The 18,552-nt window shown below is 66.9% G+C and carries 12 protein-coding genes; 3 read left to right on the forward strand and 9 right to left on the reverse strand.

The window, feature by feature from the left end; genetic code table 11:
• The first annotated feature begins 271 nt into the window (after positions 1-271).
• Both rpoB and ACSUZC_RS05410 read left to right on the forward strand, forming a co-directional pair.
• A complete protein-coding gene (gene rpoB / locus ACSUZC_RS05405; protein WP_439031859.1) occupies positions 272-3,760 on the forward strand; it encodes a DNA-directed RNA polymerase subunit beta in 3,489 nt (1,162 codons plus the stop codon).
• Between the two features lie 79 nt (positions 3,761-3,839).
• Positions 3,840-7,796, forward strand: a complete 3,957-nt coding sequence (locus tag ACSUZC_RS05410) for a DNA-directed RNA polymerase subunit beta' (protein WP_439031860.1) — start codon at positions 3,840-3,842, stop codon at positions 7,794-7,796.
• 106 nt (positions 7,797-7,902) lie between these two features.
• Here ACSUZC_RS05410 and ACSUZC_RS05415 read toward each other — a convergent pair whose 3' ends face one another.
• The 5 genes from ACSUZC_RS05415 to ACSUZC_RS05435 form a co-directional block, all read right to left on the reverse strand.
• Positions 7,903-8,901, reverse strand: a complete 999-nt coding sequence (locus tag ACSUZC_RS05415) for an alpha/beta hydrolase (protein ID WP_439031861.1) — start codon at positions 8,899-8,901, stop codon at positions 7,903-7,905.
• Positions 8,902-9,029: 128 nt separating this feature from the next.
• Positions 9,030-10,544, reverse strand: coding sequence for an acyl-CoA synthetase (locus ACSUZC_RS05420; protein ID WP_439031862.1), 1,515 nt, complete (start codon positions 10,542-10,544; stop codon positions 9,030-9,032).
• A gap of 34 nt (positions 10,545-10,578) precedes the next feature.
• Positions 10,579-11,415: an SDR family oxidoreductase gene (locus ACSUZC_RS05425; protein ID WP_439031863.1), complete on the reverse strand. Its 837-nt coding sequence runs from the start codon at positions 11,413-11,415 to the stop codon at positions 10,579-10,581.
• A gap of 60 nt (positions 11,416-11,475) precedes the next feature.
• Positions 11,476-12,273, reverse strand: coding sequence for a maleylpyruvate isomerase family mycothiol-dependent enzyme (locus ACSUZC_RS05430; RefSeq protein WP_439031864.1), 798 nt, complete (start codon positions 12,271-12,273; stop codon positions 11,476-11,478).
• A 56-nt stretch (positions 12,274-12,329) separates the two neighbouring features.
• Positions 12,330-13,784 carry an aldehyde dehydrogenase gene (locus ACSUZC_RS05435; RefSeq protein ID WP_439031865.1) on the reverse strand — a complete coding sequence of 485 codons (1,455 nt, stop codon included), beginning with the start codon at positions 13,782-13,784 and terminating at the stop codon, positions 12,330-12,332.
• A gap of 117 nt (positions 13,785-13,901) precedes the next feature.
• On the opposite strand from ACSUZC_RS05435, the gene ACSUZC_RS05440 reads away from it, so the two are divergent.
• Entirely contained in the window at positions 13,902-14,918 is a 1,017-nt protein-coding gene (locus tag ACSUZC_RS05440) for an AraC family transcriptional regulator (protein WP_439031866.1), read from the forward strand.
• A 1-nt stretch (position 14,919) separates the two neighbouring features.
• Here the strand turns inward: ACSUZC_RS05440 and glsA are convergent, their stop codons facing one another.
• The 4 genes from glsA to ACSUZC_RS05460 form a co-directional block, all read right to left on the reverse strand.
• Positions 14,920-16,119 (reverse strand): glutaminase A, encoded by a 1,200-nt coding sequence (gene glsA / locus ACSUZC_RS05445; protein ID WP_439031867.1) that lies wholly within the window; start codon positions 16,117-16,119, stop codon positions 14,920-14,922.
• 77 nt (positions 16,120-16,196) lie between these two features.
• Positions 16,197-16,568 carry a glyoxalase superfamily protein gene (locus ACSUZC_RS05450; RefSeq protein WP_439031868.1) on the reverse strand — a complete coding sequence of 124 codons (372 nt, stop codon included), beginning with the start codon at positions 16,566-16,568 and terminating at the stop codon, positions 16,197-16,199.
• A 61-nt stretch (positions 16,569-16,629) separates the two neighbouring features.
• On the reverse strand, positions 16,630-17,538 hold the full coding sequence (locus ACSUZC_RS05455; RefSeq protein ID WP_439031869.1) for an endonuclease domain-containing protein: 909 nt from the start codon (positions 17,536-17,538) through the stop codon (positions 16,630-16,632).
• A gap of 129 nt (positions 17,539-17,667) precedes the next feature.
• A complete protein-coding gene (locus ACSUZC_RS05460; protein ID WP_439031870.1) occupies positions 17,668-18,549 on the reverse strand; it encodes an AlbA family DNA-binding domain-containing protein in 882 nt (293 codons plus the stop codon).
• Positions 18,550-18,552: the final 3 nt, after the last annotated feature.

The raw sequence follows: 18,552 nt of genomic DNA on the forward strand, positions 1-18,552 counted from the left end.
GATGTCGGGCCAGTCTGTGACCAGCGATCGACGTGCAGGCAGCCACCCGCGCGAAATCGCTTCTAGACGGGCTTGACAAAGTGCGTCTATTTTCTGCTACAGTTGGACGTTGCGCTGGCTGCCTCCTGTCCATCTATCGATCCTTCTTCGGCCACTCCTAGACGTGTGTGCTGCGGTGATCGCCGATTTCCAGGTGTCACCAGCGAACGGCCCATCAAGCCACGTACTGCACATCTAGGTTGTGAATAACGTCGTGTTGGAAGGACGCATCTTGGCAGTCAACCGCCAGTCCACCTCAACAATCCCCGGCGCGCCGCATCGCGCGTCGTTTGCAAAGATCAGTGAGCCGCTGGAGGTTCCGGGCCTCCTCGACCTCCAACTCGATTCGTTCGAATGGCTCGTCGGTTCGCCGGAGTGGCGCGCCAAGGCGATCGCCCGCGGCGACGAGAACCCCACGGGTGGCCTCGAGGACATCCTCCACGAGCTGTCCCCGATCGAGGACTTCTCCGGTTCGATGTCGCTGTCCTTCTCCGAGCCGCACTTCGACGAGGTCAAGGCCTCCGTCGAGGAGTGCAAGGACAAGGACATGACCTACGCGGCGCCCTTGTTCGTCACCGCGGAGTTCATCAACAACAACACCGGCGAGATCAAGTCGCAGACCGTCTTCATGGGCGACTTCCCGATCATGACCGAAAAGGGCAGCTTCATCATCAACGGCACCGAGCGTGTCGTGGTGAGCCAGCTGGTCCGTAGCCCCGGCGTGTACTTCGACGCCTCGATCGACAAGACCACCGAGAAGACCCTGCACACCGTCAAGGTGATCCCGGGTCGCGGCGCGTGGCTCGAGTTCGACGTCGACAAGCGTGACACCGTGGGCGTGCGTATCGATCGCAAGCGTCGCCAGCCCGTCACCGTGCTGCTCAAGGCCCTCGGCTTCACCGCCGAGGAGATCACCGAGCGCTTCGGGTTCTCCGAGATCATGATGTCGACCCTGGAGAAGGACAACACCGGCAACCAGGACGAGGCGCTGCTCGAGGTCTACCGCAAGCTGCGTCCGGGTGAGCCGCCGACCAAGGAGTCCGCGGAGAACCTCCTGGAGAACCTGTTCTTCAAGGACAAGCGTTACGACCTCGCCCGCGTGGGCCGCTACAAGGTCAACAAGAAGCTGGGCCTGACGGGTAACCCGATGGTCGGCGAGTCGACCCTGACCCGCGAGGACATCATCGCGACCGTCGAGTACCTGGTGCGTCTGCACGAGGCCGACCCGCACACCACCACCTACATGACCGTCCCCGGTGGCGTCGAGGTGCCCGTCGAGGTCGACGACATCGACCACTTCGGCAACCGTCGCCTGCGTACCGTCGGCGAGCTGATCCAGAACCAGATCCGCGTGGGCCTCTCGCGTATGGAGCGTGTCGTGCGTGAGCGCATGACCACCCAGGACGTCGAGGCGATCACCCCGCAGACCCTGATCAACATCCGTCCCGTCGTGGCGGCGATCAAGGAGTTCTTCGGAACCAGCCAGCTGTCGCAGTTCATGGACCAGAACAACCCGCTGTCGGGTCTGACCCACAAGCGTCGCCTGTCGGCGCTGGGCCCGGGTGGTCTGAGCCGTGAGCGCGCCGGCCTCGAGGTGCGCGACGTGCACCCGTCGCACTACGGCCGCATGTGTCCGATCGAGACCCCTGAGGGTCCGAACATCGGTCTGATCGGTTCGCTCTCGGTGTACGCGCGGGTCAACCCGTTCGGCTTCATCGAGACCCCGTACCGCAAGGTCGTCGACGGTGTCGTCACCGACGAGATCCAGTACATGACCGCCGACGAGGAGGATCGCTTCCTCATCGGACAGGCGAACACCAACTTCGACGGCAACGGCCGCATCACCGACGAACGTGTCCTGGTGCGCAAGAAGGGCTCCGAGGTCGAGTTCGTCGGTTCGACCGATGTCGAGTACCTCGACGTCTCGCCGCGTCAGATGGTGTCCGTCGCGACCGCGATGATCCCGTTCCTCGAGCACGACGACGCGAACCGCGCCCTGATGGGTGCGAACATGCAGCGTCAGGCCGTGCCGCTGGTGCGCAACGAGTCGCCGCTGGTCGGTACCGGCATGGAGCTGCGTGCCGCCGTCGACGCCGGTGACGTCATCGTGTCGACGAAGACCGGTGTGGTGGAAGAGGTCTCGGCCGACTACATCACGGTCATGTCCGACGAGGGCACCCGCGACACCTACCGGATGCGCAAGTTCGCGCGGTCCAACCACGGCACCTGTGCCAACCAGCGTCCGATCGTGGACGAGGGTCAGCGCGTGGAGTCCGGCCAGGTCCTCGCCGACGGCCCCTGCACCGAGAACGGTGAGATGGCGCTCGGCAAGAACCTGCTCGTGGCGATCATGCCGTGGGAGGGTCACAACTACGAGGACGCGATCATCCTGAGCCAGCGTCTCGTCGAAGAGGACGTGCTCACCTCGATCCACATCGAGGAGCACGAGATCGACGCCCGCGACACCAAGCTCGGTGCCGAGGAGATCACCCGGGACATCCCGAACGTCTCCGACGAGGTGCTCGCCGATCTCGACGAGCGCGGCATCGTGCGCATCGGTGCCGAGGTCCGCGACGGCGACATCCTGGTCGGCAAGGTCACGCCGAAGGGCGAGACCGAGCTGACCCCGGAAGAGCGTCTGCTGCGTGCGATCTTCGGTGAGAAGGCCCGTGAGGTCCGCGACACCTCGCTGAAGGTTCCCCACGGCGAGACCGGCAAGGTCATCGGCGTGCGCGTGTTCAGCCGCGAGGACGACGACGATCTGGCTCCCGGCGTCAACGAGCTGGTCCGCGTGTACGTGGCCCAGAAGCGCAAGATCCAGGACGGCGACAAGCTCGCCGGTCGTCACGGCAACAAGGGCGTCATCGGCAAGATCCTCCCGCAGGAGGACATGCCGTTCCTGCCCGACGGCACTCCCGTCGACATCATCCTGAACACCCACGGTGTGCCGCGTCGTATGAACATCGGCCAGATCCTGGAGACCCACCTCGGGTGGGTCGCCAAGGCCGGCTGGAACATCAACGTGGCCGAGGGCGTGCCGGAGTGGGCGTCGCGGTTGCCCGAGGACATGTACTCGGCGGAGCCCGACACCAACACCGCCACCCCGGTGTTCGACGGCGCTCGCGAGGAGGAGCTGACGGGACTGCTGTCCTCGACGCTGCCCAACCGCGACGGCGAGGTCATGGTCAACGGCGACGGCAAGGCGACGCTGTTCGACGGTCGTTCCGGCGAGCCGTTCCCGTACCCCGTGTCGGTCGGCTACATGTACATCATCAAGCTGCACCACCTGGTCGACGACAAGATCCACGCACGTTCGACCGGTCCGTACTCGATGATCACCCAGCAGCCGCTCGGTGGTAAGGCGCAGTTCGGTGGTCAGCGTTTCGGTGAGATGGAGTGCTGGGCCATGCAGGCCTACGGCGCGGCCTACACGCTGCAGGAGCTGCTCACGATCAAGTCGGACGACGTGGTCGGCCGCGTGAAGGTCTACGAGGCGATCGTCAAGGGCGAGAACATCCCGGAGCCGGGTATCCCCGAGTCGTTCAAGGTGCTGCTGAAGGAACTTCAGTCGCTGTGCCTGAACGTCGAGGTGCTCTCCTCCGACGGTGCCGCCATCGAGATGCACGACACCGACGACGAGGACCTGGAGCGCGCAGCTGCCAACCTCGGCATCAACCTGTCGCGCAACGAGTCGGCCACGGTCGACGATCTCGCCAACTGACCCTCACCACCTCGGGCCGGGCGCCGGAATCCCACCGGCGCCCGTGCCCACTGACAACAGAGCTCTGGAAAGGTAACAAGTGCTCGACGTCAACTTTTTCGACGAACTGAAGATCGGCCTGGCGACGGCCGACGACATCCACAACTGGTCATACGGTGAGGTCAAGAAGCCGGAGACGATCAACTACCGCACGCTCAAGCCGGAGAAGGACGGCCTGTTCTGCGAGAAGATCTTCGGCCCGACCCGTGACTGGGAGTGCTACTGCGGTAAGTACAAGCGCGTCCGCTTCAAGGGCATCATCTGTGAGCGCTGCGGCGTCGAGGTGACCAAGGCCAAGGTGCGCCGCGAGCGCATGGGCCACATCGAGCTGGCCGCCCCGGTCACGCACATCTGGTACTTCAAGGGTGTGCCGAGCCGGTTGGGCTACCTGCTCGACCTTGCGCCGAAGGATCTCGAGAAGATCATCTACTTCGCCGCCTACGTCATCACCGCGGTCGACGACGAGCTCCGCCACAACGAGCTCTCGACGCTCGAGGCGGAGATGGAGGTCGAGAAGAAGGCTGTCGCCGATCAGCGCGACGCCGACCTGAACGAGCGTCAGCAGAAGCTCGAGCAGGATCTCGCCGAGCTCGAGGCCGAGGGCGCCAAGGCCGACGTGCGCCGCAAGGTGCGCGACGGTGCCGAGCGCGAGATGCGTCGTATGCGCGACTCCGCTCAGCGTGAGCTCGACGGTCTCGAAGAGATCTGGGACAAGTTCGTCAAGCTCAGCCTGGGCGATCTCATCATCGACGAGAAGCTCTACCGTCAGCTCGAAGAGCGCTACGGCGAGTACTTCCAGGGTTCGATGGGTGCCGAGGCGATCAAGAAGCTCCTCGAGACCTTCGACATCGACGCCGAGGCCGAGTCGCTGCGCGAGACCATCCGTAGCGGCAAGGGCCAGAAGAAGCTGCGTGCGCTCAAGCGACTCAAGGTCGTCGCGGCGTTCCAGCAGTCGGGCAACTCGCCGCTGGGCATGGTCCTCGACGCCGTGCCGGTGATCCCGCCGGAGCTGCGTCCGATGGTGCAGCTCGACGGTGGCCGCTTCGCGACCTCCGACCTGAACGACCTGTACCGCCGCGTCATCAACCGCAACAACCGCCTCAAGCGTCTGATCGATCTCGGTGCGCCCGAGATCATCGTGAACAACGAGAAGCGGATGCTGCAGGAGTCGGTGGACGCACTCTTCGACAACGGTCGTCGCGGCCGTCCGGTCACCGGACCGGGCAACCGCCCGCTGAAGTCGCTGAGCGATCTGCTCAAGGGCAAGCAGGGTCGTTTCCGTCAGAACCTGCTCGGCAAGCGCGTCGACTACTCGGGCCGTTCGGTCATCGTCGTCGGTCCGCAGCTGAAGCTGCACCAGTGTGGTCTGCCGAAGCTGATGGCTCTCGAGCTGTTCAAGCCGTTCGTGATGAAGCGTCTGGTCGACCTGAACCAGGCACAGAACATCAAGTCGGCCAAGCGCATGGTCGAGCGTCAGCGTCCCGCGGTGTGGGACGTCCTCGAAGAGGTCATCTCCGAGCACCCGGTGCTGCTGAACCGCGCACCGACGCTGCACCGCCTCGGCATCCAGGCCTTCGAGCCGCAGCTGGTGGAGGGCAAGGCCATTCAGCTCCACCCGCTGGTGTGTGAGGCCTTCAACGCCGACTTCGACGGTGACCAGATGGCCGTGCACCTCCCGCTGTCGGCGGAGGCGCAGGCCGAGGCGCGCATCCTGATGCTGTCGTCGAACAACATCCTGTCGCCGGCGTCGGGCCGTCCGCTCGCCATGCCGCGTCTGGACATGGTGACCGGTCTGTACTACCTGACCACCCTCCAGGAGGGTGCGATCGGCGAGTACACCCCGGCTTCGGGCGACGACGTCGAGCGTGGCGTCTATTCGAACCCGTCGGAGGCCATCATGGCCGTCGATCGTGGTGCGCTCACCGTGCGTTCGCGGATCAAGGTGCGTCTGACCGATCAGCGTCCGCCCGCCGAGATCGAGGCCGAGCGGTTCCCGGATGGCTGGAAGTACGGTCAGGCGTGGGACATCGAGACCACGCTGGGTCGTGTGCTGTTCAACGAGCTGCTGCCGATCCAGTACCCGTTCGTCAACGAGCAGATGCCGAAGAAGCGTCAGGCCGTGATCATCAACGATCTCGCCGAGCGCTACCCGATGATCGTGGTCGCCCAGACCGTCGACAAGCTGAAGGACGTCGGCTTCTACTGGGCCACCCGTTCGGGCGTCACCATCTCGATGGCCGACGTGCTGGTGCCGCCGCAGAAGGCCGAGATCCTCGACAAGTACGAGGAGCGGGCCGACGGTCTGGAGCGCAAGTTCCAGCGCGGTGCCCTCACCCCGGACGAGCGTCGTGACTCGCTGGTCGAGATCTGGAAGCAGGCGACCGAAGAGGTCGGTGCGGCCATGGAGGCGCACTACCCGGATGACAACCCGATCCCGATGATCGTGAAGTCGGGTGCGGCGGGCAACATGACCCAGATCCGCTCGCTCGCGGGCATGAAGGGTCTGGTGACCAACCCGAAGGGTGAGTTCATCCCGCGCCCGATCAAGTCCTCGTTCCGCGAGGGCCTGACCGTCGCCGAGTACTTCATCAACACGCACGGCGCCCGTAAGGGCCTGGCCGACACCGCGCTTCGTACCGCGGACTCGGGTTACCTGACCCGTCGTCTGGTGGACGTGTCGCAGGACGTCATCGTGCGTGAGACCGACTGTGGCACCGAGCGCGGCATCAACACCACGATCGCCGAGAAGCAGGCCGACGGCTCGCTCATCCGCGATGCGCACGTCGAGACCTCGACCTACGCCCGCACGCTGGCGCAGGATGCGGTCGACGCCGACGGCAACGTCATCGTCGAGCGCGGTCACGATCTGGGCGACCCGGCCATCGAGGCACTGCTGGCCGCCGGCATCACGCAGGTCAAGGTCCGTTCGGTCCTGACCTGTGGGACCGGTACCGGCGTCTGCGCGATGTGCTACGGCCGTTCGATGGCCACCGGCAAGCTCGTCGACATCGGCGAGGCCGTCGGTATCATCGCGGCCCAGTCGATCGGTGAGCCCGGTACCCAGCTGACGATGCGTACGTTCCACCAGGGTGGCGTCGGTGACGACATCACCGGTGGTCTGCCGCGTGTCCAGGAGCTCTTCGAGGCTCGCGTCCCCAAGGGCGTGGCGCCGATCGCGGAGGTCTCGGGCCGGGTGCGTCTCGAGGACGACGACCGCTTCTACAAGATCACCCTCATCCCGGACGATGGTTCCGAAGAGGTTGTCATCGACAAGATCTCGAAGCGTCAGCGTCTGCGTGTGTTCAAGCACGACGACGGTTCCGAGCGCCTTCTGTCCGACGGCGACCACGTCGAGGTCGGCCAGCAGCTCATGGAGGGCTCGGCCAACCCGCACGAGGTGCTGCGCGTCATGGGACCCCGTCAGGTGCAGATCCACCTGGTCAACGAGGTCCAGGAGGTCTACCGCAGCCAGGGTGTGTCGATCCACGACAAGCACATCGAGACCATCGTGCGTCAGATGCTGCGTCGCGTGACGATCATCGATCACGGTTCGACCGAGTTCCTGCCCGGTTCGCTCGTCGAGCGCGCCGAGTTCGAGGCGGCCAACCGTCAGGTCGTGACCGAGGGTGGCGAGCCCGCTGCCGGACGTCCGGTGCTGATGGGTATCACCAAGGCATCGCTCGCGACCGAGTCGTGGCTGTCGGCGGCGTCGTTCCAGGAGACCACGCGTGTCCTGACCGACGCGGCGATCAACAGCCGCAGCGACAAGCTGATCGGTCTGAAGGAGAACGTGATCATCGGTAAGTTGATCCCGGCCGGTACGGGTATCAACCGTTACCGCAACATCCAGGTTCAGCCGACCGAAGAGGCACGTGCCGCGGCTTACGCGGTGCCGTCCTACGACGACACCTACTACAGCCCGGACGGCACCTTCGGTGCTCCGGCCGGCGCTGCGGTGCCGCTGGATGACTACGGGTTCTCCAACGACTACCGGTAGCCGGATTTCGTAGCAGTAATGCGCGCTATTGCCGCATTACTGCTACCGAATCGCCAGACATACGGCGCGGCCACGCACTCATCGAGTGCGGGGCCGCGTCGTATGTCTATCGCACGGGAAGTGTGGTGACGGTGCGGGTTTCGAGCAGCAGGTCGTAGTAGCGGCCACCGGGGTAGTAGGTGGCGGTGACGGTGCCGGCCACCATGTCCGACGACCAGGCGGTGGCCAGCGTGCGGAGGACTCGACCGTTGCGGGGACGCGGGACGGCCAGTTCGGACAGTTCGCCGATCAGGTCGGTGGACTCGCCTTCGGCGTCGATGTGGATGCCCGTGACGAGTCGTGAGCCGAGAAACGGCTGCTGTGTCCTCCTTTGGAGGACGGACACACCCTGCCCGAAGTTGTTGGACACCGAGGGTTGCGACGCGATGACTCGGATGGGAAGCAGTTCGGCGCCGAGAGATGCTGCGGCGGAGGTGAAGTTGACACCGAAGAACGAGTTCACGGGGTCGAACAGCATGAGCCCGGCCAGGCGACGGTAGGCGACCGGGTCGGCGCGGCGGAGCGCGTCGGCCGCCACGACGACGAACTCGCCGCCGGCCGAGTGCCCGGAGAAGACCATCCGGTAGGGCATCGTGACGTCGGCCCGTCCGGCGGCGGCTCGTGCACGCACAAGGCTGTTCGCCAGTGGGCTGTTGAGATCGCGCCCCGACCCGAACACCCCACCGATGGTGCGGGCGAACGCGGCGTTGTCGGCGATGTTGTACGCGACGGCGCACCCGCCGAGGTTGACCGAGTCCAGCGACGGGCTCACGACGAGGAAGCCGGCGTTCGCGTACGCGCGGGCCACGGTGTCGAGATTCGCCGCGGTGCGGGAGAAGCCGTGCTGGAGCCAGACGAGCGCCGTGGGTTGACCGGGTGGAAAGTACCAGCGGGCGGCGACCCGGACGGGCTTGCCTGCGCATTCGGTGGCGATGTCGGACGACGACACGGCCACAGGTGCGCCGGGGGCCGGCGCGGCGAGGGCCGCGGGTGGAGTTGCACCGACCAGCGCGATCATCGCCGCGAGCGTCGCGAGCAAGGGCCAGCGGAACCATCTCCCGGACATCCGGCCAGTCTAGGACCGGCCGGATGTCACGGTGCGGTGTTTTGGGGAAGGGTGCCGTGGTGCAAGGAGCGGGCCATCTCCCTCTGCTCCCTGAGGTGCGAGGAGCGCAAGCGACGAGCCACGAAGGGTCAGAGGTTGCGCTTGACCAGTTTCCCGGTCGGCGTGCGCGGCAACGTGTCCCGGAAGATCACCTCGCGCGGCAACTTGAACCGCGCGATCCGCGGTCGCAGGTGCTCCAGCAGAGCGTCGGCGAGATCGTCGTCTCCGGTCTGCCCGTCGACGGGTTGCACGACCGCGGTCACCCGCTCGCCGAGATCGGGGTCGGGCACACCGATGACCGCGGCGTCGAGCACCGACGGGTGGGCGAGGAGCGCGTCCTCGATCTCCCGCGGGTAGATGTTCACCCCGCCCGAGATGATCAGGAAGGAGTCCCGGTCGGTGAGGAACAGGTGGCCCTCGTCGTCGACGTAGCCGACGTCGCCCGTCGTCGTCCAGGTGGGATGGTTGGGATGCTGTGCGGCCCGGGTCTTCTCGGGATCGTTGTGATACTCGAACGGCAACTGGTCCCGCTCGAAGAAGATCGTGCCGATGGTGCCGGTCGGCACCTCGGCACCCGAGTCATCGCAGACGCGGATCGTGCCGAGTGCCGCTCGGCCGACAGTCCCCGGATTCTCCAGCCACTCCGGCGTGTCGACGATGGTGAGGCCGTTGAGTTCGGTGGACGAGTAGTACTCGGAGAGGACGGGTCCCCACCAGTCGATTATGGCTCGTTTGACGTCGACGGGGCACGGTGCGGCGGCGTGCACGGCGACCTCCAGGCTCGAGGTGTCGTACCGCGCGCGCACTTTCTCGGGTAGGCGCAGCATGCGCACGAACATCGTCGGCACCCACTGGCTGTAGGTGACGCGGTGCTCCTCGATGAGCGCGAGCGCCCGTTCCGCGTCGAACCGTTCCATCACCACGACGGTACCGCCGAGCGCCTGCACCGCGGCGCAGGTCCGAAGTGGCGCAGCGTGATACAGCGGCGCGGGCGACAGGTAGACGGTGTCGGGTCCGACGCCCCAGACCGAGGCGTTCATCGCCGTCATGGTGTCGCCGGGCTCGTCGATCTGCCGGTTGGGCAGCTCGGGCTTGATGCCCTTGGGGCGGCCGGTGGTGCCGGAGGAGTAGAGCATGTCCGCGCCGCGCGGCTGCTTCTCCGGCGGCTCGGTCGGCTGCTTCGATGCGGCGGCGTCGAGGTCGTCGTGACCCTCGATCCGACCGGAGTAGGCAAAGCGCGTCTCGACGCCGGGGGTGAGCGGGATCAGTTCGGCGCCGACGTCGGCCAGTGCGGCGTCGACGATCAGGGCCTTCGCGCCGCAGTCGGTCACGATGTAGGCGCTCTCCGCGGCGGTGAGGTGCCAGTTCACCATGGTCAGGTAGAGGCCGGACCGCATTGCCGCCCAATAGATGTCGAAGACGCGCGCGGTGTTCGTGGCGAGCACGGCGAGGTGGTCGCCCGGACGCAGGCCACGGTCGGCCAGTGCCCGGGCGACCTGGATGGACCGGGTCTCCAACTGGGTGAACGTGACCGTCTCGCCGCCGTCGGCCATGATGACCGCTGGGTCGTGCGGGCGGGTGGAGAGGTGAGCTCCGGGGTACATCAACGCTCCTCGTCGATGAGTGGGGCGGGTTGGTCTAGTACAGGTAGTCCTCGCCGCTGGCGCGCACGGTGACGTCGGAGAGGCTGATGCCCCAGGGCTGGTCGATGACGTGGACGACGGCGTCGGCAAGGTCGTCCGGCTTGATCAGCCAGTACTTGATCGAGTCGACGTCGGTGAGTTCGGCGGGCAGGTCGTCGTTGATGAGGGCGTTGACGTGCTCTCCGTACGACGCGGCCCGCTGGCCGACGAGGCCCATGATCGCGGTGTCGTTGACGATCCAGCTGGCGAGGTTGGTGCCGGTGATGCCGGTCGGCTTGACGGTGGTGACCTTGATCTTGCCCTTGGCCTCGATACGCAGCGAGTCCGAGATGGTAGTGACCGCGGCCTTGGTCGCGCTGTACACGCCCGAACCCTCGATGCCGGCGTTGCCATAGATCGACGAGATGTTGACGACCTGACCGCGACCCTGGGCGATCATCTGGTCGTAGACGGCCGAGATGCCGTTGACGACACCCTTGATGTTGATGTCGATCGCGGCGTGCCACTTCTGCCACGCGCGGGCGTGGTCGGCGAAGTAGGCCAGCGGCATGACGCCTGCGTTGTTGACGAGGACGTCGATGGCACCGAACTTCTCGACGGCGGCCGTCGCCGCCGCGGTGACCTGCTCCATGTCGGTGACGTCGGCGACCTGAGCGAGAGCCGAACCGCCGGCCGCGCGGATGCCCTCGACGACGCTGGTGACGTTCTCGGCGTTGACGTCGACGCCGACGACATGGGCGCCGGCCGCGGCGGTCTTATCGGCGATGAGCTTGCCGAAGCCGCTGCCGGCTCCGGTGATGACGATGACCTTGTCCTTGAGGTATTCGGACATGGGCGTACTCCGTTCAGGGGTGGGAAATCGATTGCGGCTGAGGACGAGTGATCGGTGGCGTCAGACGATGTCGACGGCGTCGAGGACACCGGCGACGTGCTGACGGTCGCCGCTGATGGTGACGGCCGAACGCCAGGCGCTGCGGGTAGTGCCCCAGCGCAGGAAGTCGGCGGCCGAGGACGTGGCGACATCGGCCGGGAGGTCGGTGGTCTCGCGCACGGTGACGATCGTGCCCGCGGTGTCGCGGTCGAGGACGAACGAACGGTCCGTGGCGCCGGTGAGGTGCAGACCGACCGGCCGCTCGAGGGTGGGATACAGTGCGGCACCGTTCATCTGCGGCAGGCCGGCGATCATCCAGTCGATGGCGGGGTCGATGGCGGCACTCACCGACACCTCGACGGAACCCAGCGGGCCGAAGGGTTGCAGCAGGTCGCTGGTCAGGTGCACCAGGTGGTCGAAGGCGACGGCGTCGCTGAGTTGGCGCAGCCGGTAGGTGCCGAGGTCCAGCATGTCCAGCGGCTGGTCGCGTAGGTCCTCGCCCTGCAGTGCCGCCAGGGTGGCGAGGCCGGCCTCCGACTGTGCGCGGTAGTACTCGACGGCCTGCTCCGGTGTCCAGTCGGCGCGCTCGCGCACCGCGGCGTCGTTGAGGCGCTCGGACTTCCCGCTCGGATTGTCGGGGAAGACCAGGTCGGGATCGGCGATGAAGTTGAAGAAGAACCCCATGTGCGTGACGACGTCGTGGACGCGCCAGCCGTGGCATGCGCTGTCGGCCGCCCAGTCGGCGGGCGTGAGTCGGTCGAGTAGTGCGAGGGTGTCGTTCACCAGTGCCTTGGCGGCGGTGACTCCGGCATCGGACATGGCCGATCGCCTCCTTGGAAATCGTTGTGCGAGAGGAGCTGTGCGGCGAGTGTCGTTCAGCTGGGCAGGAAGATCGACTTGAGGTTCTGGTAGGCGGCCAGCCCCTCGGGGCCGAGTTCGCGGCCGATGCCGCTGGCCTTCACGCCACCGAAGGGCGAACCCCAGTCCAGGTTGAAGTAGTTGACGCCGAACGAGCCGGTCTCGACGCGGCGGGCGACGTCCACGCCCCGCTCGGGGTCGGAGGTCCACACCGTTCCGCCGAGTCCGTACGACGAATCGTTGGCGAGAGCGATGGCGTCGTCGACGTCGTCGTAGCGCAGCACGGTCAGGACCGGGCCGAAGACTTCTTCGCGAGCGATGGTGGCCGAATTGTCCACGCCGCCGAAGACTGTGGGCTCGATGAAGAAGCCGCGGTCCAGATCAGACGGTCGGTTCCCGCCGGTGGTGATGGTGCCGCCCTCCTCGCGGCCGCTGTTGATCATCGCCAGCACGCGGTCGCGGCGACGTTCGCTGGCCAGCGGGCCCACCGCCACGGACTCATCCATCGGGTCGCCGACCGGCAGAGATGCGCACATGGCGCTGATGGCGTCGAGGTACTCGTCATAACGGCTGCCGGGCACCAGGATTCGGGTGGACATGTAGCAGGTCTGGCCGGTGTTGAGCAGGGAGGCGGTGGCGAGACCGCCGACCGTCTGCTCCAGATCGGCGTCGTCGAGTACCAGGGCGGCAGATTTGCCGCCGAGTTCGAGGGTCACCGGGCGGATGAGTTCGCCACACACGCGGCCGATTTCGCGGCCGGCGGCCGTCGACCCGGTGAATGCGACCTTGTCCACCCCGGGGTGGGAGACGAGGTGGCGTCCGATCTCGCTGCCGCCGTTGACGATGTTGAGGACGCCCGCGGGGAGGTCGGCGGCGATGGCGGCCTCGGCGAGCACGTAGGCGTCCAGACTGGTCTCGGGGGAGGGCTTGAGCACGACGGTGCACCCTGCGGCCAGGGCCGGGGCGATCTTGAACATGGAGAGGACGGCGGGGAAGTTCCAGGGCGCGATGGCCGCGACGACGCCGATCGCCTCCCGGCGCACGATCGTCGTCCCGGGTAGCGGTTGACTCGTGCGGGTCTCCTCGACCGGGGTGGACTCGACGAGGTCGGCGTAGTAGCGCAACAACTGGACCGGGGCGGCGCCCTCGGCGAAACGGGACAGGGCGATCGGCATTCCGTTCTCCGCCGTGACCGCAGTGGCTCGATCCTCCGCACGCTTGTCGAGTTCGTCGGCGAAGCGTCGCAGATGTGCGGCGCGGTCGGCGGGGGCGAGGTCGCGCCAACCGGGCCGCCGGAAGGCGTTGCGGGCCGCCTCGACGGCGGCGTCGACGTCGGCGGTCGTCGCCTCCGGCACCGAACCGAACTGCTCTTCGGTCAGCGGCGAGATGACCGGGATCGTCGACGAGCCGGTCGGTGTCTGCCAGCCGCCGTCGATGAGGAAACTCGTGCGAACCGTGTCGATGGTGGTCATCTCGGTACTCCCTGCTGCTGTGTCGGCCGTCGAGCGTTCGGCCGGATGTGTCCATCATCACTCCACGCAACGGCAGGATTCTTGACATCTCGTGACATCTATTTGACAGTTGGCGCCATGGCCGACCTGATCTGTGCGTCGTCGCTCAGTCAGCTACCCGAATTGATCGAGGAGCACGACGGCGACGCCCGCGCGATGCTCGCGCGCGTCGGGGTCGACCCGGCGGTGGTCGGCGCCTACGACAGGTTCATCCCGTTCACCGCGCTGTCCACGGTCATCGGCCTGTGCGCCGCCGAGTTCGGTGTGCCCGATTTCGGTCTGCGCCTCGCCGCCCGACAAGGCCCCGACATCCTCGGACCGGTGGCGATCGCGGCCCGCAACGCCGAGACCATCGGCGACTCCTTCCGGCAGATCACCGCCTTCGCGCACGTGTACAGCCCGGCCATCACGGCGCAGTTGCACTATGGCGAACGCGAGGTCTCCTACGAGTTCGACACGGTGCTCAAGCGGGTTCCGTACCGCCCGCACGTCGTCGAACTCGCGATGGGTGTCACCCGGTCGACGTTCCTGGTGACTCTGGGCCACGACTTCCGGCCCAACCGGATCACGCTGACCCATCCCGCGATGTCCGAGCCGCATGTGTACACCGACTACTTCGGCTGCCCGGTGGACTTCGAGGCGCCGGCGAACCTGGTGGTGTTCCCGCGCGGGGTGATGCACCGGACGCTGCCGCGGGTCGACGCGCTCGCCTACGACATCGCGGTGAAGTTCATGACCGGACACGACCGGGAGACGGCGTTCGTCGACGCGGTGTCCGCCCTGATCATCCGTGCGCTGCCCGCGGGGGCGGCCACGCTGGACGCGGTCGCTCGACTGCTGATGATGCATCCGCGCGCGGTGCAGCGGGGACTCGCCGACAGCGGGACAACTTTCGATCAGCTCGTCGACGACGCCCGCCGCGACCTGGCCGTCTCGCTGCTGGCCAACCGGGGCGTTCCGCTCGGCGCGGTCGCCCGGCAGATCGGGTATTCCGAGCAGAGCACGCTGACCCGCAGCTCGCGGCGATGGTTCGGGATGCCGCCGCTGGCGAAGCGGCGCGAGCTGACGGCGCAGGCCGGTCGTGGGAGTCGATGAGCTACCGGTTGTCGGAGTCCATGAGGTGGCTGGGGTCTTCGATCCTGACGTCGTGATCGTCGCCGAGCCGGCGGGCCACCTCGTCGATGAGCCGGCGCGCGGCGTCGTCCATCACCCGCACGTGGGTCAGGTCGAGTACCACCGAGTCGGTGTCGAAGCCCTCGCAGGCGCGGCTCGCGACGATCTCCGCACCGGCGAACCGGACGTCTCCCTGCAGTTCGACGATCGTCGAGCCGTCCCGCTCCGACACCGACCGCAACGCGGGGCGGCCGGTGGGTGCGACGTGCATCATGTGCAGTTCCATGTCGCGCGACAACCGTTCGAACACCGCGACGCCTCGGACGCTGTTGCCCTGCTCGTCGAGCTGCGGGGACCACACCGCGAGCCCGACCTGGCCGGGTAGCACACCCAGGATGCCGCCGCTGACACCGCTTTTCGCGGGTATCCCGACGGTCGCCATCCAGCTGCCGCTGCCGTCGTACATGCCGCACGTGGCCATCACCGACAGCAGGTGACGGGTGATCCAACCGTCGAGCAGGCGCTCGTCGCCGGTGGTCGACAGACCGCCGTTCGCCAGAACCGATCCCATGACCGCGAGGTCTCGACAGGACACCCCGATGGCGCACTGCGCCGCATACCCGTCGACCACCTCATCGGGTTCGCAGTCGAGTTTGCCCGCCGAGCGCAGGAGGTAGGCCAGCGCCGTGTTGTGGTCGTCGGAGGCGAGTTCGGCGCGGTGCACCTTCTGGTCGACCGACAGTTGCCGCCCGGCGAGGGTGCTGACGAGGTCGATGATGCGGTCGACGCGATCGGTGGCGTCGGAGCCGTCGACCATGCCGTGGATGGCGACGGCGCCGGCGTTGATGAGTGCGTTGCGTGGCCGGCCGGTCTCGGCTTCGAGTGAGATCTCGTTGAACGCGTCGCCCGACGGTTCGGTGTCGACACGGTCGAGTACGGCGTCGAGGCCTCGGTCGCGCAGTGCGAGCGCGTAGGCCGGGACCTTGGAGATGGACTGCAGGGAGAACTCGTGGTCGGCGTCGCCCGCGGTGTACACGGTGCCGTCGATGGTGGCCAGCGCGATCCCGAAGGACGCCGGATCCGCTTGCTCGAGTTCGCGATTGCCCGCGGCCACCTCGCCGCCGTCGTCGTCGCGGCATTCGTGCAGGACTCGGTCGAGGTAGTCCTCGATGGGGGAGCGCATATCCCACCGTAGCCACCCGGGATTTCGTAGCGACAATGCGCGCTATGTCCGCATTGCCGCTACGAGATCGGCGGGGGTCAGTTCTGCCGGTAGGGCATGTACTGCACGGACCAGGAATTGCCGTCGGGATCGGCGAAGTACACGAAGTGGCCCCAGGCCTGCTCGTCGACCTCGCCGGGATCGACGCCCGCCGCCAGCAGGTGCTCGCGGGCCTCGTTGATGTCGGAGACCACGACCTGCAGTCCCTTCACCGACCCGGGCTCGGCGTCGGTGAGTCCCTTGCCGAACGCGATGGAGCAGGCGGACCCGGGCGGGGTCACCTGGACGAAACGGACCTCGTCGGAGACGACGTGGTCGTGGTCGACGTTGAAGCCGATCCCGGCGTAGAAATCACGTGCCCGATCGACATCGCTGACCGGCAGGATGACGAGCTCGAGTGTCCAGTTCACGGTTCCTCCTGGGGTTGTGGTGTGGTTCCACTGTCGCAGGGGATGCGGACAGATACTGTCCTTATTCGGGGATGGATTCGCCGACAGGGTCAATGGAAGCGATCTGCTTTCGTCGAGGGTCGTCGCGGCGTCGGAGGCGGTGCCGGTCGGCCCGGGTCACCGCACGGATCTCCTCGAGAACCGGCTCCCAGTCGAACACGACATCGTCGTATGTCAGCCGCATCGTCATCCAGCGGTCGAGCATCGTCATGCGGTCTCGACGACGGTCGTTGGCGAACGCCTTGGCGTCGGAGTGGTACGACCGCCCGTCGCACTCGATGAGCAACGAGCCGGTTCGGAGGTCTGCGCGTTCACGTCCACCGATCGACGGTTGCACGACCACATCGAACCCGGCGGCGATGAGGCGAAGCCTCACGATCGACTCGGTCCCCGACTGCGCACGGGCGTCGCATCGGCCGAACAGGGCAGCGACGGTCCGAGCCACTCGTCCCATCTCGGCCTGGATGTCGGGGATGGTCCAGTCGGTGGTGTTGAGGATCGAGTCGACCACCGCGACCCACTCCTCGTGCGACAGGCATCGCGCCGCACAGTTCAGGGCGACCGGGATCTCGTCGACGGCCGACTGGACCGGCAGCGCCCGGCCGAATCCCTGGCACCACCGAAACGGTCCGCTCGGCTTGGGCTTCGACTTCATGTGCTTGCTCCGACGCACGTGGGTCTCCCCGTGCCCGGGCGGTATCCAGATCCCGGAGTGTCCGTGCTTCTGGTGGAAACGCAGTGCGCTGACGCAGGACAGCGCACCGCCGGCGGTCACGGCGGCCACCGCGGCGGCATCGGCGCCCGATGCGCGAACCCAGCCGTACCCTAGCGAGGTGAGCGTCTCGGACCGGCGCGCCTGCTTGATCGCATCCGCCGTCCAGCCCATCGCCGCCAGTTCTGTGAGCGTGAAGACACCGCAATCCGAAGTCATACAGACTCTGACGCAGCACACCGGTCGTCGGTTTCACCCGAAGCGCCCAGCGCGAGAATTCTCGTCCCCGTGACCTATGCCGGAGGGCATTGTGCCCTCGGAACCCGCTCACGGGGACGAGATCTCCGCTCAACCGGCCGAGAATCGCACTGCCGCGCGGACCTGGGCCGCGATCGCGCGTCCGGCACCGAGAGGCCAGCGGTGCATGACGTAGTCGGCGGCGGCATCGACGGTGAGTTGGCGAGTGGAGTTGCCCGCGCGCACCCAGAACTCGGGTGGGTTGTTCTTCCCGGCCCGCAGGTAGACCGGCCGCGGAGAGGGCGAGCACGTCACGCGGCACACCTGAACCGTTCCCGATTCCCCGGACCGTGCGACCGACTCCACGACGATCCCGACTGCCGCCGCGGTGTTCTGGCCGAGCGTGGTGGTCAGCAGGTCCCGCAACCACAGTTCGAAACGGTCGGCGTCGGGCACCTTCAGGGTCGCGAAGTCGGGGTCGAGACCGAGGGGTGTGCCGTCGTCGGCGACGCCGATGAGCAGGGTCCCGCCGTCGGAGTTGAGAAAGGCCGACACCGTCTTCACGATCACCTGCTCCATCCGGGGGTCCTTCTCCCCGCTGCGCAGGTTCACCCGGGCGGTCGACTTGAACTCGAGCCGGTCGGACTCCCCGTCGGAGAGCAGTTGGGCGACAGTGGCATTGGATTGCCGCTGCAACCGTGCCGCGAGCAGGCCGTAGGCGCCCACCGCGACGACGGAGCTGATCAGTCCCAGCGCCACCGTCGTCAGGCTCCACACCCGCAGGTGCTTGTCGACGAGCCCGGCGATGTAGAGGCCGAGCGCGGTGCCGAGGATCGACAGGACCATCGCCGTCGTGGCGTCGAGGCGAGCGCGTCTACGCAGCGACCATCGGGCGACGAGGCCGAACACCCACGCGACCACCAGCACCAGCACCAGCGCGGTGGCGGTCGCCCAGACCGGTACCGCGAATTCGAGTCCGCCGATCGTTCCCACACC

The sequence above is a fragment of the Gordonia terrae genome, assembly GCF_051789125.1.
Lineage (GTDB): Bacteria > Actinomycetota > Actinomycetes > Mycobacteriales > Mycobacteriaceae > Gordonia > Gordonia terrae_A.